The following is a 19459-nucleotide window of genomic DNA, read 5'->3' as shown; positions in this document are numbered from 1 at the left end:
GCTGGTTGGGTTCTTTGGGAACTGCTTATGAAATAGCAGGCACCGCAGCGGCCAGGTAACACACTCCTGAGTGAAGCATGTGAAAGGTACTGGATGAAAGACACTGGGTAATCTTGATCCCGAATGTGTGTGCGAAATGCGTGAAAAAACACCCAGTGCCAATGTGATTTCGATGAGCCAGAGATAATCTGAACCCGATTTCTCCCCATACTTGACCAATGGCGTAACTCTTGCTGCTCATACTTCCCCTGTACATGGCAAGAGGTGCAAGTATGAGCGGTCCGCATAAGGGCGATGCCCCAAAAACCAATTTTAACGTCTTCGATGGTGGCTCCACACTGTCTGCGGCAACGAAAGGCAGAAACAAGCTAATACAGTCGACCTTGGGTAATAGCAGTACGGCCAGTGGTTTTAATGCCTACAACAATGTGCTGTCGGGCGCCCAGCGGCTTTTTTCCAGTTTTTCTGGGCTCCAGGCCGGCTATGAGCGGTATAACAATTCACAAACGCAAACCCAAACTGGGCGCATTGCCTCAAGCGTTTTTTCCGGAGTATTGAGTGCTAAAATCAGTCCAGTAAAACTGGTAGCCGATAATGTGATTGGTCAGGTTTCCCATCGCACTGGCTTTATGCAAGATCACCTGCAAGGAAGAACGCCGTCACAATGGCTATCTGACCAAGTTGATCAACGCATACAATCGGTAGAAAGTCATTCTAACAATTAGATGGCCGCCTTCGCGGCCCATGGGCTGCCAACAACGTGACAGCTTGGGCGTGTGTTCTTTTAGTTTCCGAGTGCGGCTTTCAGGGTAAGAAAGTGATGGCAGGATATGGCCAGCCCTTTGCAACATCGCAAACGATATTATGGAGGTTTTCCGCCCGTGCCCTGCGAAGATCGCCAAAAAACTTCGGCTGTGTAGCGCCCTTTTGTAAAGCCTCTAATGTCCTCGATGCCGCTTTAAAGCCGGCTGGATGCTTTTTAGTCGTCATATTTTATCAGTTGGGATCTTACATAAATGACAGAGATGATGATCAGCCCCACATGCAAAGGCCAGCCTAATAACAGATTAAGCATGACCAGAGTATCAGCATCAACAGGGTAAAACATAACTAAAGTTGCTGCCTTTATGCTGTATATCAATACCCAAAAATAAGAGATTTTCTGCCAAATCCCCAAATAAGTTTTTGTCGCACTGAACTCCCACTCCTTTAATTCGGGCATGCCAGCTTCGGCAAACAGCATTGGGATAGGCTTTTTAATAAGTGAAAATATGAGAAATAAAACAGCGACTTGTGTTGCACCAATAAGCGATTTCATAAACAGCGTACCTATCAACCAAGAGTCTGGGGCTATCCAGACAATTAGGATCTCGATCAGGCCAAAAGCAGCAAATAAAAATGCAATGTACTTTGTCGATTTCAGGAAAAAACTGGCAATAATGGCATAAGCACCGGATGCAATCACCGCCTCTACGAGCCCATAATGCCAATAGGTCAAACCATAGATGATAGCGGGTACGATCATCGATAGAACTGACTCCTGATTGAACAGTATTCGTTTGATTGTATTCAGACTATCTTGGCTCATCGCGTTGAGATACTCGTGTCGAGGTGGTTAGAAAAACCGTCGCTTCGATTGCGCAGTTTGTTGTGGTTGTGTGTACAGCTAGGGCACCTCTGAATAATACTGCACAACTCTGCGCGAGTGCAGCAGGCTTTCAGAACAAGGCGGTGGTGGCAGGATATGGCCAGCCCTTTTTAACATCGCCAACAACGTTATGAAAGCCTGCCGCCCGCACCCTGCAGGGAGCGTCAGAAAACTCCAGCTCGGTGTCGCCATTTTTTGCTGTAGCTGGCTAGAGCGGCAAACTGGCACCGTGACCTGAAGCCCTCTGGCGATCCAGAGCGGACAACGAATTATTCAGAGGTGCCCTGAGTCAGATTTGTCCATTATAGGGGATCTCCGAACCGCTCTGCATAACTACTCTCCACAAGTGTATTGAGCTCTCAGAGCAAGGCGTTTGACCCTTTTAGGTAACGGCGTTGTACGCAGTTTAAGGTGAGCGCCAGAGTAGCTGCCGAACTTTTCATATAACCCTGACTAAATGTCCGGTTAAATTGCATTAATTGCCACCAATGCTGCTTATGGAATAATTACTTGACCCAAGTTAACGCCCCGACTTGGGCCTTTGATTAGAATGCCAGCATTCCTACAATATAACGAGAATGGTATGGACAAGACAGGTTCAAAACCACACGAAAACTGGCACAGCGTTTCCGCCGACACTGCGATCAAAAATTTGGATAGCTCGGTGTGTGGCCTAAACCAAGCGGATATCGAAAAGCGACAAGCTCAGTATGGTGTCAATCGCCTGCCCCAGGCTGCACGCAAGCATGTGGTGGTGCGTTTTTTGATGCACTTCAACAATATTCTTATTTATGTGCTGCTCGGCGCCGCGCTCATTACCGCTCTGCTGGGGCACTGGGTAGACACAGGTGTGATCTTTGCCGTGGTGGTGGTCAATGCCATCATTGGGTTTATCCAGGAGGGGAAAGCTGAGCAAGCAATGGATGCCATACGTCATATGCTCGCGCCGCGAGCCAATGTCATCCGTGGCGACGAGCGTATTTCCATAGATGGTGAACAGCTAGTGCCTGGCGATGTTGTTCTGCTGGAGGCCGGTGATAAAGTGCCGGCCGATCTCAGGCTGTTCAGTGCTTATGGTTTATCTATTCAGGAAGCGATTCTAACCGGCGAATCCGTGCCGGTTGAAAAAGGCATTTTGCCCGCCGCCGATAATGCGCCATTGGGTGACCGCACTTCCATGGCATACTCAGGCACCCTCGTATCGACTGGCCAAGGCAAAGGCGTGGTGGTCGCTACTGGCCCCAATACCGAAATTGGCCGCATCAGTGGATTGCTGTCGAGTGTCGAAACACTCACCACGCCGTTGGTTGAGCAAATGGCCCTTTTTGCCAAATGGCTGACCATCTTTATTCTAGTTATCGCTGCCGTGCTACTGGCTTTTGGCTACTTCAGTGCCCATCACGATTTCAATGAAATGTTTATGGCCGTGGTGGGTTTGTCAGTCGCGGCCATTCCGGAAGGATTGCCAGCCGTACTGACCATTACCTTGGCGATTGGTGTGCAAGCAATGGCGCGGCGCAATGCGATCGTACGTCGATTGCCCGCCATTGAAACACTGGGTTCTGTGTCGGTCATTTGTACCGATAAAACCGGTACGTTAACCCATAATGAAATGTTAGTGGCTTCGGTCCTCTCCAGTCGCCATGTATTTAAATTAGAAGGCGTTGGCTATGAGCCGAAAGGTGCGTTAACTCTCAACGATGCGCCTACGCAGCCCAGTGAGCACATGATACTGGAGGAGCTGGCCCGAGCCGCAGCACTCTGTAATGATGCTGCCTTGCGTGAGCATAACGGTACTTGGGTGGTGGAAGGCGATCCTATGGAAGGGGCATTGCTGGCCTTCAGTGGCAAGATGGGTGTTCACGCCCGCGCGCTGCATGGCACTTGGCAGCGAACAGCCGCCATTCCATTCGATGCCAAACATCGATTCATGGCGACGCTTAACCATACCCCAGAAAGAAATGCTTGTGTTTATGTGAAAGGCGCACCAGAGCGACTGTTGGAAATGTGTGCCAATCAACGCGCTGCTGACGGTACCGTCGAGTGTCTGGATCGTGCGTACTGGCAACAACAGGCGGAGGCCGTTGCAGCATCAGGTCAGCGTGTATTGGCTTTTGCTGTGAAATCAATGCCTGGTGAATGCACCGCACTGGACCATGAGGACGTCGATGGAACATTGACGCTCGTGGGGATGGTGGGGTTGATAGACCCGCCTCGTGATGAAGCGATTCAAGCCGTTGCTGAGTGTCATGAGGCGGGCATTCGCGTCATTATGATTACCGGAGATCACATCAAAACGGCCGCCGCGATCGGCAAGCAAATTGGCCTGCAAAATACCGACACCGTATACACTGGGGCGGACTTGGATACTCTGGATGACGCCGCGCTAAGTCAAGTTGTCATGCACTGTGACGTATTTGCTCGCACCAGCCCAGAGCATAAGCTACGTCTGGTCATGGCTTTACAAGGGCACGGTAAAATCGTTGCCATGACGGGTGATGGCGTAAATGATGCCCCAGCACTCAAACGCGCCGATGCCGGTATTGCCATGGGTAAAAAAGGCAGCGAAGCAGCAAAAGAAGCGTCAGATTTGGTATTGGCAGATGATAACTTTGCCTCCATCGTAGCCGCTGTGCGTGAGGGGCGCACGGTGTACGATAACCTCACAAAAGTGATCTCCTTCATGCTGCCCGTCAATGGCGGTGAAGCCATTAGTTTAATCATGGCGCTGCTGCTTGGATTAACCTTGCCGATTGCACCCACGCAAATTTTATGGGTAAACATGCTAGGCTCGGTCGTACTGGCAATTACCTTGGCGTTTGAGCCAGCTGAATCGCAAGTAATGCGTCGCCCTCCCCGCAACTCATCACAACCCATTCTTTCTTCGTTTTTAATATGGCGCATTGTGTTTGTGTCTTTGGTTTTTGCAGCGGGAATATTTGGCCAGTTTGAACTGGCGCTACTGATGGGGCGTGATCTCGAGGTGGCGCGAACAATGGCCGTCAATACGCTGATAGCGATGGAAGTATTTTATCTATTCAGTATGCGTTACGGGCAAAGTACATCCATGACCTGGCAAGGCGTGGTCGGCACCAAGCCCGTTTTTATTGCGCTTACCCTGGTAGTGATCGCACAGCTGCTCTTCATTTATGCACCCTTCATGCAGGGCATTTTCGACTCGCAGCCGCTCAAAGTTACTGACTTACTGCTAATCGTCGCTACCGGTGTTGCTGTGTTAGTGATTATTGAGTTGGAAAAGCAAATCCGCTTCGCGCTGCAAAGGTCGCAGCAGAAAAGCAAAAAGGCCTAAAAGAAAACCAACAGCCATCGCATTGACGATGGCTGTTGGCCGAACTGATACTGATTCACAACCCTACCCGACTGCTTAATTAACTGCGGCCCTCGAAGCCTACGGGGTCAACCAGGCCAGCCATCTCAGGGCCCCGCTTTAAAAGCCCACCTCACGACAGGCCCAACCCTATCATAATGAGCACGAGAGTTTTCTGAACAGAACTGCTTTGAACAAGCAATCTTGATGAGTTTTAATCGAAGGTTGGTAATTGGGGTGGCTGGGCTGTTTGCTGATTTTGGCTTTTTCGGCTCGCCGCTTCACCGAAGTGTGGGCAGATGTTTCTGGTGTGGCGGCCATGTTTGCCCGCACCGGGTTAAGATCGACATTGGCCATACACGCAGCCAGTGCTGCTTCGTCCAGCAGCACCTGGGATTTAAAACGCCCTTCCCATCAGTATTCGGGAAATATTGATACGGCTACGCTGCCTTTGAGGTGAGGCTCATGGATGAGCCGAATAATAAGCGACCAGTGCACTGATCTTCCTGATTGGCTTCTCGCGCAATGGCCTCATTCAGCACCCGCATAAACCAGCTGATGCTAGACAAGCGTGAGCGCCACTCTTCTACGTAAATCTGCAGTCGCTTTTGCTCAGCCACGCCCAGTTCGTCACCATCCATGAAACGCTGAGACAGCATATTGCCGCTAAATAGCGTGTGCCAGCGCTCAATGACTTCCGTGTCACTCCAGTGATTGGCGCGCTCAGCATCAATAAATAGAACAACGTGATAGTGGTTGCTCATAATGGCGTAAGCAGCGACTTCCACTGCAAACACCTGAGGCAGAGACAACAGCTTATCTTCCAGCCAGCCTCGGCGGTGCTCGTAACATTGGCTAGTCATATGATCCGTACCACACAGAAAAGCACGCCGCACACAGCGTGATACGCAATGATAATACGGCGTGGCGTCGAGGGAGACCTGATGTTTTCTGGGCTTAGGCATAATGACACTCCGGCTGTGCAGCAGCTAAATCAGCCTGGCTGCTGCGGAGCAGGCTGCCACCAACGTGACAGCTTAGAGTGGATGTCCATTTAGTTTCGTCCATTTAGTTCCGCATTTAGTTCCGCTCAAATCCCTCTCTCAAAATGAAAAACCATATAGGTAGAAGCAAACAACACAACGAGTGATAAAACCGCAGGGGTCAGAAGGTAACGCTGATCATTCTGGCGAATGTTTTTTACTGAGATATCTGGGTAGCGCTCTGGGTAGGCTCTGTACCTCCTCCCTTTCACACATATGACATAGAAGATCAAAAAAGAGACTAAAAACCCAGTGTACATTACAGGAGGTGGAATATTTGGAGTCAACTTTCCAGACAAAAACAAAAAAGCAGGAAAATCGAAAACTAATCCCAATATCACTATTGCTGCAGTAACATAGACAATTCCTGAAGCAGACAATGCAAGCATCACATTCACAAGCAGCCAAAACTCACTCTGATCTTCAGGTTTTACCTTGGACGAGTGCTTCACTCTAAGATAAGCAACGTAGAAAATCTTCTCTAACAATATGATCAAAATATCACCAAAACTTAAATAAATCGCGTTTAAAGCAAAACCCTGCCGCCAAGGAGTCATGACTTCACTCTACCGACCTAAAGGATAAAGAAGATGCCCCATTGAGCATGGTACTCAGGCTCTGCAGCAGCTGATATCAGCCTAGCTGCTGCGGACCAACGGACAGCTTAGGGTGGGTGTCCGTCTAGCTCCTCGGGAGAGCGTCTATATATGTCCTTGTTGTATTTCTTGAATAGTCTTCAAGCGGTACTCATGCCCGGCTCTGCAGCAGCTGAAATCAGCCTAGCCGCTGCGGAGGTAGGCTGCCACCAACGTGACAGCTTAAGGTGGGTGTCCATTTAGTCTGCAGTATCCGGGCTGGGATATATGGATTATAACCTGTAGGTCAATAGGGGCTTTTTATCGAAGCCCCATGATACCGACAAGTCAAACTTCAACCTCAATAAACCTGAGATTTTTTGTCTCGGGTTTGAGGAATGCATCGCCATTTTTTACAAGTTGATTAGAGAGTGTCGACCATAAACTAAATTCCCGTCCCGGGCCATTATGCGCTAAACCATCCAGAATCTCTCTTGCACTGATGACCAAAGCCGCACTTTCTGTATCCAGATTATAGTGAGCGGCAGAGCCTGTGTTGAGTTCCGATTGGTAATTTGCCTCTGTCATTCTGATCACGCCATCCTGCAGGTCCTTTAATCCTTTCTTTACTTCCTCTGTATCAAACACTTCAGCCAGTAGTTGTACTTCACTTGCAGATATCCCGGCACCACCAGTTTTGATAATCAGTTCATCCTCTGAATTCACTGCAATATCCCATTTTTTAGCCAGTAAATCCGGCTCTTCTTTCCTTATTGTTGATAAAGCCTCTTTGTAATTGCTGACAATACCCCGAACACCTGCTTTAGCCTGATTATATCCTTCAAAAGTAATTTTGCTGCTTTCTTCCCTTTCTGCTCTTGATAATGGGGGTAAGGTATTGACAAACATTCTTATAGAATCAGATTCGACCGATTTAAGCTCGGTCTGTTCTGGGGGGGTGACATTCTGAGCCGCCTCTTCAATCGCCGGATTCATCTTTGACGAACTGGGGATTGATCCGCCAGCAGGTAGTTTTGCAATATCCATATCTGTCTCCAGTAAGTGACTACGTATATCTATATCGGCTCAGTGTTCGCATTGTTGAGTAGTATAAAAGTAGTATTTTGATCTTAGTTAAAGACTTAACTGTAGCATTTCATTATAAGAGTGTGATACAATCCGGACACCCATCCTAGATCTCCCATCCTAGATCTTGAAAATCTTGGCAGGAAATAATGAGAGCGCGACTCTTCGGTCTTTCAGCAGACCGCTAGACCAACAAGGGCAAGATCGATTGGTGCTCTGGGACGAACTTAGTCCGATTGGTCGGATATTTTGGTACAACGCATGACGCGTCAATCTCTCACCCACCCAATGCTCAGCAAATAGCGGTTGCCCGAGTTGACACGGGTAACGGCATGTTCGCATAGGTCCGGTCGAAAAAGCTTGATGCGCTTGGAGCAGTAGATAGGCGTTTGGCAAATAAACTCACCGCCCGATTTTGCTTGTTTCAAGACAATGTTGAGGCGGTAGTGTTTGCCTGAGTCGACTTTGTCGGTATGCGGAGGCACTTCGCAGCCTTCAGGAAACCTAAGCAGGTATAAGTCGAACTTAATCGGCCAGGTAGCGCCAGCGAGTAGCATTTTTTCATAACCGCTTTGTTGGCGGCCTTTTTGCCACCGAAATAGATTGTGCAACATTGCTATAAAGCCGCCGCGATGAGTAAAGCGGGCATGATACCAAAACTGCACCTCGCCTAGCGTTAGCGTGCTCATATTGGCCATGACAAACAAAAAAGCCGACACCTAGGTGTCGGCTATGGCTAACGTAGCTGGCAGGAGTTTAGATCGCCGCCGCCAATTCAGTACCCTGTTTGATGGCGCGTTTGGCATCCAGCTCTGCGGCTTTATCTGCGCCGCCAATTAAATGCACAGAAGCGCCCGCATCTACCAGTGCTTGGTGTAGTTCGCGATTTGGCTCTTGGCCGGCGCAGACTACGATGTGGTCGACTTCCAGCAACTTGGGTTCGCCATTAATGCTGATGTGCAGGCCTTTGTCGTCAATGCGCTCATAGCTCACGCCATTGATCATGGTGACGCCTTTGTTTTTCAGCGTAGTGCGATGAATCCAGCCGGTGGTTTTGCCTAGGTTGGCCCCCACCTTGGTGGTCTTGCGCTGCAATAAAAAGACGTCGCGTTCGGCTTTTTCAGGCTGCGGCTGAGTCAGGCCGCCTGGCGTGCTCACGCTCAAATCAACGCCCCACTCGCGCATAAATTCATCGACATTTTGGCTTGGCGTCGTGGCGCCATGGGTTAAATATTCGGATACGTCAAAGCCAATGCCGCCGGCGCCGATCACGGCCACGCGCTGGCCAACGGCTTTTTTGTGCTTCAGCACGTCTAAGTAGCTCAGCACCTTATCGCTGTCGTGAATACCTGGAATGTCCGGCGTACGGGGTGAAATGCCCGTGGCGAGCATGACTTCATCAAACTCGCGCAAGTCATCTGCACTGACGCGGGTATTGAGTTGCACATTAACGCCGGTTTTTTCCAGCATGACGCGAAAATAACGCAGGGTTTCGTAGAATTCTTCTTTGCCGGGAATTTGCTTGGCAATATTAAACTGGCCGCCAATTTTATCGTCGGCGTCGAATAACGTGACGTCATGGCCGCGCTTGGCGGCAGTGGTGGCCGCTGCCAAGCCTGCTGGGCCTGCGCCCACCACGGCGATGCGCTTTTTCTGCGCCAATGGCTGATCAATTAGCAGGGTTTCATGGCAAGCGTATGGATTGACCAGGCAAGAGACTTCTTGGCCGCCAAAGGTGTGATCCAGGCACGCCTGGTTGCAGCCAATGCAGGTGTTGATTTCATCGGCGCGGCCTTCCGCCGCTTTGCGCACAAAATCTGGGTCGGCCAGCATGGGGCGTGCCATGGAAACCATGTCCGCTTTGCCTTCGGCGATGATGGCATCGCCCACGGCGGGGTCATTAATGCGGTTGGTGGTAATCAAAGGCACGCTTAAGTGTTGCTTCATGCGGGCGGTAACTTCGGCGAACGCAGCGCGTGGCACGCTGGTGGCAATGGTTGGCACGCGGGCTTCGTGCCAGCCGATGCCGGTATTAATCAAAGTAACGCCGGCTTGCTCTAGGGCTTGGCCAAGCTGCACGACTTCTTCCCAGGTGCTGCCGTCTTCGACCAAATCGAGCATCGACAAGCGGTAAATCAAAATAAACTCAGGCCCTACGGCCTCGCGTACCCGGCGCACGATTTCCAGCGGTAAGCGAATGCGGTTTTCATAGCTGCCGCCCCAGCGATCGCTGCGGTGGTTGGTGCGCTTGGCGATAAACTGGTTAATGAAGTAGCCTTCTGAGCCCATGATTTCGACGCCGTCGTAGCCGGCTTCTTTGGCGAGGCTGGCGCAGCGCACAAAGTCTTGAATCTGCTTTTCGATGCCCTCTTCGTCCAGTTCGCGCGGCGGCATGGGGTTGATGGGGGCAGGAATGGCCGACGGCGCCACGCCTAAGCCGCCATAGGCGTAGCGACCGGCGTGTAGGATTTGCATGCAAATGAGCGCGCCCGGCACGGAGTGCACAGCGTCGGTGACAATGCGGTGCTCTGCGACTTCGTCGCTGTTGGTTAAAATGCTGCCGCCACGAAATACGGCGCCTTCTTCATTGGGGCCGATGCCGCCGGTGACGATGATGCCCACACCGCCCTCGGCGCGTTGGCGAAAGAACTCAGCCTGGCGCTGCCAGCCGCCGGGGCGCTCCTCTAACCCGGTGTGCATGGAGCCCATCACGACGCGGCTGCGGGCCTGAGTGAAACCTAGATCCAGGGGTTGCAGTAAAGATTGAAATTGACTCATCAGCGGTTACTCGATGTTTTAATTATGGTGGCGCACGGCCTGTTGTCGGTTTGTTGTCGGCCTGCTTGCGGTTTGCTAGCGGTCTGATACGTAGTTGCCAGAGTAAGGCCAAGCTTGATGTGACGCGATGATTCAATGTAACAAATCGAGCACCAAAGCTTACTTTTCTTGTTTCATTTGCTCGGCCAGTGCTTGCATTAGCGGCGTTGCTGCGTTGTCTTGCAGTTGTCGCCCTTCTTCGATGTATTCCCACACCGTGGCATCGCTCTTCCAGCCGCCCTGCTTTTTGATCAGCTCAAAGTCGACATTGGCGCGTGCCGCACTGGTCGACATGCCGCGGCGCAAGCTGTGGCTGCTGAGCTCGGGTACAAAATCAAAGTTCAGCTCGCGTCCGAGTTGCTTGAGCAGGTCGTTGACGGCATTGGCTGGCAGGGCTTTCGCGCGCAGCTGGCCCCAGCGGTTAATTGGTCGAAACAGCGGCCCTTGCTGAATGCCGCTGGCATCGAGCCATTGCTGAATGGCTGCGCAAGGGCAGCAGCCGGGGGCGCCTTTGGGAATGGCGCGGCTTATACCGCTGCCCTGCTGGTCGGTTTTGGAGCGCGCTAGGCGAATGATTAAGCCTTCTGGCTCCCAGGTTAAATCCTCCGCCTGCAGGGCGACCAGCTCGCTGCGCCGCAGGGCGCCAAAAAAACCCGTTAACACCATGGCCAGGTCACGCTTCTTTTTAAGGTCGGGCTTGGCCTTCGTATTGGCGTGGGTGTCGGACTGTAAATGGCTGGCCATGGCGGCAATGTGCTCCAAGCGTAGGGCTTTGGCTTTGCGCTTGGGTTGGCCGTGTTGGCGGCGAATGCCTTCCAGGGTTTTGCGTACCATGGGTGTCTGAGCTGGGTCGGGCAGCTCCTGGTAGCGATGCCATTGGCTGATGGCCGTTAAATGTAGCGTGAGACTGCGGCTGTTAAGGCGTTGGGCCTGAGCCAGTAAGTAGCGTGTGAGTGTATCGCTGTCCGTCGGCAGTCGCCCGCCCCACTTTTCGAACTGGCGAATGGCGGAGGCGTAGGCTTTGCGGGTATTGGCTGAGGTCGAGGCCTGCAAATACTGGCGCAGTGCCTCCTGCTCCTGGCTGACTGGCAGGTGCGACTGGCGAATGCTTGGCGCTGTTTTTTTCATCGGTTGGCTCTCGCTTTAGCTTCTTTCTGGCTCGTTGTTTTTTGCTGCTGTCTTTTGCCGCTCTTTTTGCCTTCGAGGCTGCTTTAGCTGCCGGCTCTGCTTTGGTGCTTTGTTGACGGCTTTGCCTAGGGCACCTCTGAATAATTCGGTGCCCGCTCTGGATCGCCAGAGGGCTTCAGATCACGAAGCCGGTTTGCCGCTCTAGCCAGCTACAGCAAAAATCGGCGACACAGAGCTGGAGTGCTCTGGCGTTCCCCGTAGGGCGCGGGCCGCAGGCTTCCATAACGTCGTTGGCGACGTTGAAAAGGGCTGGCCATTTCCTGCCGTCGCCGCCTTGTTCTGAAAGCCTGCTGCACTCGCGCAGAGCTGTGTAGAGTTATTCAGAGGTGCCCTAGGCTTTTCTTTGGCCCTCTCCTTTTCCCCTTATTTGTTGCGCTGTACCGCTGATTACGCCTCGTTGGGGTGAGTTTATCAGCTTAACCTTCGATAATGCTATTTATCGAAGGTTATAAGTCAGTTTTCTTAGTTGTTTGTTTTGTGATCTAAATAACGTAATATTACGTAATACGTAATATGTTTTTTTAGTGGAGAAAAGGCATGGCCAGAAACGGAGTCAGTTACGCCGATATCGCCGAGGCGGCCGAGCAAGTGCGCAACCAGGGACACAACCCCACGGTCGATCGAGTACGAGAAGCACTGGGCACCGGCAGTAAAAGCACCATTGCCCCACTGCTAAAGCGTTGGCGTAACGAGCAGCAGCAAGAAGCCGATTTGCCGCCCGACCTTCTCGACGGCGTGCGCAGCTTGCATAAACATTTGCAGCAATTGGCCGATGAGCGCATCACCAGTGCACAGCAAGACTTTGAAGCACTAAGCGAAGCGCAGCAGGCGCAAATCTCCGACGCTCTGGCGCGCATTAGCGAACTGGAAAGCAGTGAAAAAACGCTCAGTGACGAGCGTGACCAGCTTAAAGAAGCACTGGCGCAGCAAGAGCGCGTCCTACAGCAAGTTCGCATTGAGCTCAGCAAAGTCAGCGAGCAGCGCGATCAGGCACGCCAGCAAGTCAGCGAGCAAAAAGAGCAGCTGCAAGCGCTACGACAGGAAAATAAAGACGTGCGCGAGCACTTTGAGCACTACCAGCAACGCAGCATGGAAGAGCGCCAACAGCAGCGCGAGCAAGCACAGCGTGAGCTGCAGGCCGTGCAGCACCAGTTACAAGAAGCGCAGCAACAGCTGCTGGCTGGCCAACAGCAATGGCAACAAGAGCAACACAGCAAACTGCAGTGGCAGCAACAGGCACAGAACTATGAGCAGCAATGGCAGCAGGCAATGCAGCAGCATGAGCAGGCGCAGCAACAACTCGACGAGCTGCGCCAGCAGCAACAATATGAGCGACAACAGCAAACCCAGACCGAGCAGCAGCTACACGACCAGCTCAAACAACATCAGTGGGCGCTGGCGCAGCAGCAAGAAAACAGCGAATCACTGCAACAGCAGTTAGAACAACAGCAGCAACAGCGGCAGGCGATCGAGCAAGAAAAACAGCAATGGCAGCAGCAGGCTGCCGTGCTTGAGGGGCGCTGCCAGCAGCTGCGCGAGCTGCTGGAGCGTGAGGGTAACTAACTGCGTGGTGTACGCATGGTGACAAACTCTTCTGCCGCCGTGGGGTGAATGCCAATGGTCTGATCAAACTGAGCTTTGGTGGCCCCCATTTTGATGGCCACGGCCAGGCCTTGCATGATTTCACCGGCATCCGGGCCCACCATGTGCGCGCCAATGACCTTATCGGTACTGGTGTGCACTACCAGCTTCATCAGGCTGCGCTCAGGCAGGCCGCTTAAGGTGTGCTTCATCGGTCTGAATGACGATTGGAAAATGGTGACATCATCAGCAAAGCGGCTCACCGCCTCAGCTTCCGTCAGGCCGACCGTGGCAATGTTGGGCTGGCAAAATACGGCGGTGGCAATGTTGTCGTAACTCATCGCTGAGGTATCGCCTTCAAACTGCTGCGCCACCAACTTCATGCCTTGCGCCAGCGCGACTGGGGTCAAGGCTGGGGTGCCAATGACATCGCCCAAGGCAAAGATGGAAGGCACGCTGGTACGGAAGAAATCATCCGCCACGATGGTGCCATCATCGCGGGTTTCAACACCCAGTGCCTCTAAGTTGAGTCCGTCGGTCATGGGGCGACGGCCGGTGGCGTACATCACGCAATCACAAGCGATGCGTCCACCTGATTGCAGGTGTGCCATCAAGCTGCCATCTGAGAGTTTTTCGATGCGGGCAATGTCGCTTTGGGTTTGAATCTTCACGCCTTTGGCCGCGACTTGCTCGGCGGCAAACTCACGCACATCGTCATCAAAGCCGCGCAAAATTTGCTCGCCGCGATACAGCAAAGTGGTATCTGAGCCTAGGCCGTTGAAAATGCCGGCAAACTCCACCGCAATGTAGCCGCCACCGACCACCACCACGCGCTTAGGGAATTCATCCAGATAAAACGCTTCGTTGGAGGTAATGGCGTGCTCAATGCCCGGAATTTCCGGCTTAAATGGCCAGCCACCAGTGGCAATCAAAATGCGCTCGGCGCTGTAGTGCTGGCCGTCAACAGATACCGTGTGCGCATCCACAATGCTGCCGGTGCCGCGCAAAATTTGTGCGCCAGAGTTTTCCAGCAGGTTGTTATAAATGCCGTTTAAGCGCTCAATTTCGGCGGTTTTATTATCGCGCAAGGTGGGCCAGTCAAAGTCATTGAGCTGTCCGTTGACGCCAAAGCCTTTGGCTTCGGCAAATTTTTCAGCGTATTCAGAGGCATAAACAAACAGTTTTTTTGGCACACAGCCAACGTTGACGCACGTGCCACCCAGATAGCGGTTTTCTACCACCGCCACTTTCGCCCCTTTGGCGGCCGCCATGCGCGAGGCGCGCACCCCGCCGCTGCCGGCGCCAATGACCATCAGGTCGAAATCATAACTCATACTCACCTCTGTCTTGCTGCGCCGCTCGCTCAGTTAGCCCTGAGTCAGCGTGGCGCGTAAATTAACTCGGCCACTGGCGGTGCGGTCCACCGTTACCAATGACGCTCGAATGTTCTGTTGCTGCAGCTGTTCCATCCAGCTGATGGCATCGTCAAACACCACGTCGTCGAGCCAGATGCGCAGGTCGCCACCATCTTGCTCGTAGCGGCTTAAGCTGATGCCATAGCGCTTAGCCGGCTGCATCACACGGCCCAAAATCGGCCCGCTGGCACTGCTGCTGGCGCCGCCAAAGCGATGGGCATTATCGGCCATCAGCTCAAAGCTGGACAAGCTGCGCTGGTATTGGTCTTGCAGTGCATGATTCTTTTTTACCAGCGGTGCGACGATCAGCAACAGCAGCACCAGTACCGTTGTGACGGCCGCCGCCCAGCGCACAATGGTTTGATCGCGACTGTTCAATTGCCCATACCAGCCTTGCCAGGCCTGCCACAGGCTGCTGTTGTAAACCTCTTGTTTCAGTTGCTCGAGCTTCATGCCTGCGCCCCTACTTTTAATCGTCCTTTCACACCCTTGGCATCGTTGCTGGCATTGGCCACCTCGGCTTGCAAGCCGGCCTGCTCCAGCGCCTGGCGAAAGCTTTGCAACTGACTCAGTTCGGCCGCGCTGACCTCGACGGTGAGCTGCTGGTCACGATCGCTGAAGCGCAATGACTGCAGCTCCAGCTTGCTGTTGTGGTCGCCACTGGCATACACCTTGGCCAACTGATTGACCAAGGGCACAAAGCCTTCATTGCCGCCGCCTTCGCCGCCGCTGCGCAGTTTTTCGCGGAACTGGCGTTCCAAGCTGCGAATACGCTCACCTGGGAACAGCGAGCGATAGAGTTCATTGGCTTCTTTGCGCACCAATTGCTCACGCTGTTGAATCTGATGGTTATCTACCAGCAACGTAATAACAGATACCACGGTGATGGCCGCGGCCAGGCCAGCCAGTGGGCGCCACCACGCCGGTGGGCGCTGCTCCGTATGGCTGGCCGATGCCAGCAGGCCATTGAGCAAGTTGGTGTGGCGGCCATTGAGTCCTTTTTGCAACAAGGCTTCGGTGGCGGCGACCTGGATTTCAACACTGCTGAGCGCATCGCCGTAGCCGCTTTCTAGAGTGGTTTTCAGCAATTGGGCCTGATCCATGGTGTCGGCGACAATGGTCAGGCTTTGTTCGCTGTGGCCATCGAGCTGGTCTTCCAGCACGAGGTTAAGCGCACCATCGCTGAGCCAGCCTTCAAACTGCCCCGGCCATAGCCACAGCCAGCCCTGCTGCCAGCGCACTAAGCGGTGCTGGTCGGCAAACAGCTCGGTCTCGGCTATCAGGCCAGTGATGCGCACATGATGCAGCTGACACGCCTCAATAAGGTCATCAATGTGCTGGCGATTCAGCGCATAAGCGCTTTGGCGTTTATTGTAAGCGCTGCCCGGCACGATTAAGTAGTGCTCCGGGTCTTCAATCAGCTGCTCTTCCAATGCAAATGGCAACGCCCGCGCCAAGTGGCGCTTGCTGACGCCGGGCATGGTGACCCAGTGCGCTGAATAGTTATGGGCGCTGAGCAGCAGTTGCACGCTGCTTAAGTCTGGCTGCTCGCTGGCCCAGTCGGTCAGCGGCTGGGCTGGCAAAAAACCGCGCTCTGGCTGCCAGGGGCTGATGAACCACTGACTGGCGCTGGCCTGCCATTCAACCCGTGCTGTAATCATGGCTAATTCCGATTGTTAACTGACAAAGATAACCCGGGCGCCTCTTGGGGGCGCGCTTCGCGGCGGCTGAAATTCCGGTATAGGGTGCTCAGGCTGCCATCACTGTTGGTGCGCTGCAATAGCGCCTCCAAGGTGGCAATGCGACCGGCAAACTCGACTCGGGCAAACATTTCAAAGTACTCGCTTTTGACATCGAACGCGGCTTTATCCCAGCGTGTGGTGGACGGCGCGTTGTCGTCGTTGTTGCCGTTATTGCTGCGACGTTCGCTATCTGGCTCTTGGGTAAAGCGCGTCACCACGCTGGAGCCCCAAAAGTCATCGACGCTGGCAAAGCCTTTTTCACCGCGCTCGGCCACCAATGCTTGGCCATCGGCCAGCGATAGGCGCTCATCCAGGGCGGCCAATACCACCGCCGATGCGGTGTTGACGTTTAAGGTAACGGTGATGGGCAAGCAGGCGACGTAGGGCTCCAGGCGCTTGTAAGCTTCGCGCGTCATGCCTTCAATCAGCATCAGCTCGCTGGTGTGAGTGCAAGCGCGGTAGGCGGCGCGATATGGGTGTTGCTCGCGAGACAGATACAGCTCATCGGCTTGGCTGTCGGCACTGAGCCAGCGCTGCCAGTAACTGGCCAGCAATGGGTCTAAGCCGAGCTGATTGAGCAAGTTGCGAAAGCGTTGCAGTTGCACGTCATTGCTGCTGGCCGTTGGCTGCATGCTATTGAGGTTAAAGCGCCCCTGGGCATCGGCGATTTTTAGCAATACCCGGCCTGGGTCTGGGTCCAGCGGCAAGGTGCGCTCTTGTGCCCATTCTTCGTTGAGATGGTCGATGCTGCCATCTTGCTTCCAGTCTAAATACAAGCCGGTGCGCACGGCGTCTTCTGCGCCCTGGGCGTAGGCACGCGCGCGCTGAATGTCGAGCAAGGTCGAGGCGCGCTGAATGTCGGTGGATTCGCGATCGATCATGGCTGTGGCCAATAACGACACAAAGGCAAAAATCATCAGCACCATTAACAGTGCGACGCCCTGTTGGCGCTTCATGGTAAATCTCCTGGCGCCAGCAACCACAGGCGTTCAATCTCACCAAAGGGCGGCAGCTCGATGCGCCAGCGCAAGGCCACTGGGGCGGCGCGATTATCCGCTCCCGTCAGCGCCGGCCAGCTGCTGTACCAGTCTTGGCTGTCGCCGATGGCTTCACTGCTCTGGCTAATCAGCACTTCCATTTCTAAACGCTCCACCAACTCATACACCACTTGATGTGACGGCTCGGTATCGTTGGCGCGGTCCAATACATGCCAGTAGTAGCGCACCAAGCAATCACCATCGGGCTCGGTGATGCCCCAGCGAAACAGGCGCTCGCGCGCTGACTCGCAAATGTCGCTGTCGATGGGCTCTAGCCGATAAGCCACACGCTGCAGCTCGGCGCGCGGGTCTTCGGTGACCGGCGAGTTGCGCCAGCCTGCGCGGGTAAACTCCAGCGGATAATCGCTGCTTTCAAGCAGCAGTGGCGGCTGTTCGTCGCCAAACACATCGCGAATGGGCCGGTCGATGATTTGCCGTATGTCGCGGTTTAACACTTGGTTTAAGCGCTGCAGGCTCTTTAGTTGATCGGCTTTGCGATCGGACACCTCTTTGGTCAGTAAGGTGCCGCTTAACAGCTGATGACTGGCCACGCCGATGGTGGCGGTAATGGCAATGGCCAGCAACACTTCGAGCAAGGTAAAGGCGCGCTGTAATCGCATCAGTGCATCCCGATCAAGGTGGTCAGGCGGGCCAACTCGCCACCTTCGTCTTCACGACTGACGGCAACGGTGACACGACGCGTATCTGGGAACGGGGTTTCTTCTACTTCGGTGCGAATAAACCACTCGCGATCTGCCATATCAAAGGTGTCGTTGGTTTGACTGACATTGGGGTAGCCGGCCAGGCGCATTTCAGCCAAACGATTCTCGGCCACCAGCGCGGCGAGAGTCTTCTCTTCGATCACCAGCAAGTTAGATACAGTCTGGCTGCTGACGTTGGCGATGGTGGTGGCGACCACAGCAAAAATGGTCACCGCAATCATTACTTCCAGCAGGGTAAAGCCGCGCTCAGTTGTCATAATCCTGCAATTCCAGTTGCAGCGGTGAAAAACCATCGCCGGATAGCTCGTAATAGAAACTGGCGTCTTCATCATGCTCTAACATCAGCCGAAACGGCGTGTACTCATCGGAAGACAACAATAACAGCGCCGGCAGTGGGCCGTCCTCTTGCTCCAGCAGCTCGGCAAAGTCGACTTCTTCATCATCAATAAACAAGCGCAAGCGCAGGGTGTCGGGTGTTTGCAGCTCTTGCTTTAACCGCCCAGCAGAATGGGCTCGCCATGGATTTTTGCGCAAGGCATCCAGTTCTTCGGCGTCCAAGTTGGCAGAGAACTCTTGGCTATAAACGTCTTGATAGCTCAGCAGTAGCATGGCTTCACTGTCCATGGCGATGCCAAAGTCGAGGTTTTGAAACACCGCTTCTTGGCGCAACGCTCCCAGCCACAGCTGCAGCTGTTGGGCGAATTGCTTGGTGTCTTTGCGTGCTTGGTCGTTGCCTGTGTTGAGCATGACAATGCCCATCAGACCGCCGATCAGCGTCAACACCACCAGAATTTCCAGCAGCGTGACGCCGCGCTGACGTTGCTTAGGCATTAATCGAGGGAGCTGATATCAGCCGCATCACCTTCGCCGCCTTCTTGACCATCGGCGCCCATGGAAACGATTTCATATTCGCCTTTATCAGCGAAATACAAAAATTCATTGCCCCAAGCATCGGTTGGCAGTTTGTTGCCTTTCAGGTAACCACCGTCGCGATAGTTTTTCGGCTCGGGGCTGCTGGAGGGCTTGCTGATCAAAGCTTCCAGGCCTTGCTCAGAGGTCGGATACACGTAGTTATCCAGCTTGTACATATCGAGGGCGTTCTCGACTAACTTCATTTGGCTCTTGGTGGTTTTAATGCGGGCTTCGTCCGCCGAGCCTAAAACATTGGTGGCGACCAACGCCAAAATGCCGCCGATGATGGCCAATACCACCATGACTTCAATCAGGGTAAAACCTTGCGCTTTGCGCAGTTGTGAACGGGAATGCATGGTTTGTCG

17 protein-coding genes and 1 pseudogene are annotated in these 19459 nt (G+C 53.5%); 3 read left to right on the top strand and 15 right to left on the bottom strand.

Translation table 11 applies throughout. The annotated features are described in order from the left end of the window. Nucleotides 1-230: 230 nt before the first annotated feature. Nucleotides 231-725, top strand: a complete 495-nt coding sequence (locus IE090_RS06720; RefSeq protein WP_189387592.1) for a hypothetical protein — start codon at nt 231-233, stop codon at nt 723-725. Nucleotides 726-979: 254 nt separating this feature from the next. Here the strand turns inward: IE090_RS06720 and IE090_RS06715 are convergent, their stop codons facing one another. Beyond that, nucleotides 980-1525 carry a hypothetical protein gene (locus IE090_RS06715; RefSeq protein WP_189387591.1) on the bottom strand — a complete coding sequence of 182 codons (546 nt, stop codon included), beginning with the start codon at nt 1523-1525 and terminating at the stop codon, nt 980-982. Nucleotides 1526-2231: 706 nt separating this feature from the next. Here IE090_RS06715 and IE090_RS06710 point away from each other — a divergent pair. Further along, complete coding sequence (locus IE090_RS06710) at nt 2232-4958, top strand: cation-transporting P-type ATPase (protein ID WP_189387590.1); 2727 nt, start codon at nt 2232-2234, stop codon at nt 4956-4958. A 267-nt stretch (nt 4959-5225) separates the two neighbouring features. Here IE090_RS06710 and IE090_RS06705 read toward each other — a convergent pair. The 6 genes and pseudogenes from IE090_RS06705 to IE090_RS06680 all read right to left on the bottom strand — a co-directional run. After that, a pseudogene (locus IE090_RS06705) lies at nt 5226-5941 on the bottom strand (transposase); the annotation flags it as partial. Nucleotides 5942-6066: 125 nt separating this feature from the next. Then, nucleotides 6067-6576: a hypothetical protein gene (locus IE090_RS06700; RefSeq protein ID WP_189387588.1), complete on the bottom strand. Its 510-nt coding sequence runs from the start codon at nt 6574-6576 to the stop codon at nt 6067-6069. Between the two features lie 366 nt (nt 6577-6942). Then, the gene (locus IE090_RS06695) at nt 6943-7641 is read right to left on the bottom strand and encodes a hypothetical protein (RefSeq protein WP_189387587.1); all 699 of its coding nucleotides are present in this window, start codon (nt 7639-7641) and stop codon (nt 6943-6945) included. A 308-nt stretch (nt 7642-7949) separates the two neighbouring features. Beyond that, nucleotides 7950-8399 (bottom strand): 2OG-Fe(II) oxygenase family protein, encoded by a 450-nt coding sequence (locus IE090_RS06690; RefSeq protein WP_229815538.1) that lies wholly within the window; start codon nt 8397-8399, stop codon nt 7950-7952. A gap of 37 nt (nt 8400-8436) precedes the next feature. Then, on the bottom strand, nt 8437-10458 hold the full coding sequence (locus IE090_RS06685; RefSeq protein WP_189387586.1) for an NADPH-dependent 2,4-dienoyl-CoA reductase: 2022 nt from the start codon (nt 10456-10458) through the stop codon (nt 8437-8439). Between the two features lie 159 nt (nt 10459-10617). Then, the gene (locus IE090_RS06680) at nt 10618-11625 is read right to left on the bottom strand and encodes a site-specific integrase (protein WP_189387585.1); all 1008 of its coding nucleotides are present in this window, start codon (nt 11623-11625) and stop codon (nt 10618-10620) included. Between the two features lie 597 nt (nt 11626-12222). Between IE090_RS06680 and IE090_RS06675 the strand changes: the two genes are divergently transcribed. After that, nucleotides 12223-13248, top strand: a complete 1026-nt coding sequence (locus IE090_RS06675; protein ID WP_189387584.1) for a DNA-binding protein — start codon at nt 12223-12225, stop codon at nt 13246-13248. Here IE090_RS06675 and gorA read toward each other — a convergent pair. The 8 genes from gorA to gspG are packed head-to-tail and all read right to left on the bottom strand — an operon-like array spanning nt 13245 to nt 19450. Beyond that, nucleotides 13245-14600, bottom strand: a complete 1356-nt coding sequence (gorA, locus tag IE090_RS06670) for a glutathione-disulfide reductase (protein ID WP_189387583.1) — start codon at nt 14598-14600, stop codon at nt 13245-13247. The genes IE090_RS06675 and gorA overlap by 4 nt on opposite strands. 33 nt (nt 14601-14633) lie before the next feature. After that, entirely contained in the window at nt 14634-15134 is a 501-nt protein-coding gene (locus tag IE090_RS06665) for a type II secretion system protein M (RefSeq protein WP_189387582.1), read from the bottom strand. Then, the gene (gene gspL, locus IE090_RS06660; RefSeq protein ID WP_189387581.1) at nt 15131-16342 is read right to left on the bottom strand and encodes a type II secretion system protein GspL; all 1212 of its coding nucleotides are present in this window, start codon (nt 16340-16342) and stop codon (nt 15131-15133) included. Before gspL ends, IE090_RS06665 begins: the two co-directional genes overlap by 4 nt. Nucleotides 16343-16344: 2 nt before the next feature. After that, the gene (gene gspK / locus IE090_RS06655) at nt 16345-17379 is read right to left on the bottom strand and encodes a type II secretion system minor pseudopilin GspK (protein WP_189387580.1); all 1035 of its coding nucleotides are present in this window, start codon (nt 17377-17379) and stop codon (nt 16345-16347) included. After that, complete coding sequence (gspJ, locus tag IE090_RS06650; RefSeq protein ID WP_189387579.1) at nt 17376-18080, bottom strand: type II secretion system minor pseudopilin GspJ; 705 nt, start codon at nt 18078-18080, stop codon at nt 17376-17378. Before gspJ ends, gspK begins: the two co-directional genes overlap by 4 nt. Continuing rightward, entirely contained in the window at nt 18080-18439 is a 360-nt protein-coding gene (gene gspI / locus IE090_RS06645; protein WP_189387578.1) for a type II secretion system minor pseudopilin GspI, read from the bottom strand. Before gspI ends, gspJ begins: the two co-directional genes overlap by 1 nt. Further along, complete coding sequence (gspH, locus tag IE090_RS06640; protein ID WP_189387577.1) at nt 18429-19013, bottom strand: type II secretion system minor pseudopilin GspH; 585 nt, start codon at nt 19011-19013, stop codon at nt 18429-18431. The genes gspI and gspH overlap by 11 nt, the downstream gene beginning before the upstream one ends. Beyond that, the gene (gene gspG / locus IE090_RS06635; RefSeq protein WP_189387576.1) at nt 19013-19450 is read right to left on the bottom strand and encodes a type II secretion system major pseudopilin GspG; all 438 of its coding nucleotides are present in this window, start codon (nt 19448-19450) and stop codon (nt 19013-19015) included. Before gspG ends, gspH begins: the two co-directional genes overlap by 1 nt. Nucleotides 19451-19459: the final 9 nt, after the last annotated feature.

The sequence above is a fragment of the Bacterioplanes sanyensis genome (assembly GCF_014652515.1).
GTDB classification, from domain to species: domain Bacteria; phylum Pseudomonadota; class Gammaproteobacteria; order Pseudomonadales; family Oceanobacteraceae; genus Bacterioplanes; species Bacterioplanes sanyensis.
Note: the sequence above shows the minus strand (reverse complement) of the source record. Positions and strands in the feature narration are given on the sequence as shown.

What these genes read in the sequence shown, in the direction of transcription:
- IE090_RS06715 (WP_189387591.1), bottom strand. Translation starts at nt 1,525, where the DNA reads ATGATCGTACCCGCTATCATCTATGGTTTGACCTATTGGCATTATGGG.
- IE090_RS06710 (WP_189387590.1), top strand. Translation starts at nt 2,232, where the DNA reads ATGGACAAGACAGGTTCAAAACCACACGAAAACTGGCACAGCGTTTCC.
- IE090_RS06700 (WP_189387588.1), bottom strand. Translation starts at nt 6,576, where the DNA reads ATGACTCCTTGGCGGCAGGGTTTTGCTTTAAACGCGATTTATTTAAGT.
- IE090_RS06695 (WP_189387587.1), bottom strand. Translation starts at nt 7,641, where the DNA reads ATGGATATTGCAAAACTACCTGCTGGCGGATCAATCCCCAGTTCGTCA.
- IE090_RS06685 (WP_189387586.1), bottom strand. Translation starts at nt 10,458, where the DNA reads ATGAGTCAATTTCAATCTTTACTGCAACCCCTGGATCTAGGTTTCACT.
- IE090_RS06680 (WP_189387585.1), bottom strand. Translation starts at nt 11,625, where the DNA reads ATGAAAAAAACAGCGCCAAGCATTCGCCAGTCGCACCTGCCAGTCAGC.
- IE090_RS06675 (WP_189387584.1), top strand. Translation starts at nt 12,223, where the DNA reads ATGGCCAGAAACGGAGTCAGTTACGCCGATATCGCCGAGGCGGCCGAG.
- gorA (WP_189387583.1), bottom strand. Translation starts at nt 14,600, where the DNA reads ATGAGTTATGATTTCGACCTGATGGTCATTGGCGCCGGCAGCGGCGGG.
- IE090_RS06665 (WP_189387582.1), bottom strand. Translation starts at nt 15,134, where the DNA reads ATGAAGCTCGAGCAACTGAAACAAGAGGTTTACAACAGCAGCCTGTGG.
- gspL (WP_189387581.1), bottom strand. Translation starts at nt 16,342, where the DNA reads ATGATTACAGCACGGGTTGAATGGCAGGCCAGCGCCAGTCAGTGGTTC.
- gspK (WP_189387580.1), bottom strand. Translation starts at nt 17,379, where the DNA reads ATGAAGCGCCAACAGGGCGTCGCACTGTTAATGGTGCTGATGATTTTT.
- gspJ (WP_189387579.1), bottom strand. Translation starts at nt 18,080, where the DNA reads ATGCGATTACAGCGCGCCTTTACCTTGCTCGAAGTGTTGCTGGCCATT.
- gspI (WP_189387578.1), bottom strand. Translation starts at nt 18,439, where the DNA reads ATGACAACTGAGCGCGGCTTTACCCTGCTGGAAGTAATGATTGCGGTG.
- gspH (WP_189387577.1), bottom strand. Translation starts at nt 19,013, where the DNA reads ATGCCTAAGCAACGTCAGCGCGGCGTCACGCTGCTGGAAATTCTGGTG.
- gspG (WP_189387576.1), bottom strand. Translation starts at nt 19,450, where the DNA reads ATGCATTCCCGTTCACAACTGCGCAAAGCGCAAGGTTTTACCCTGATT.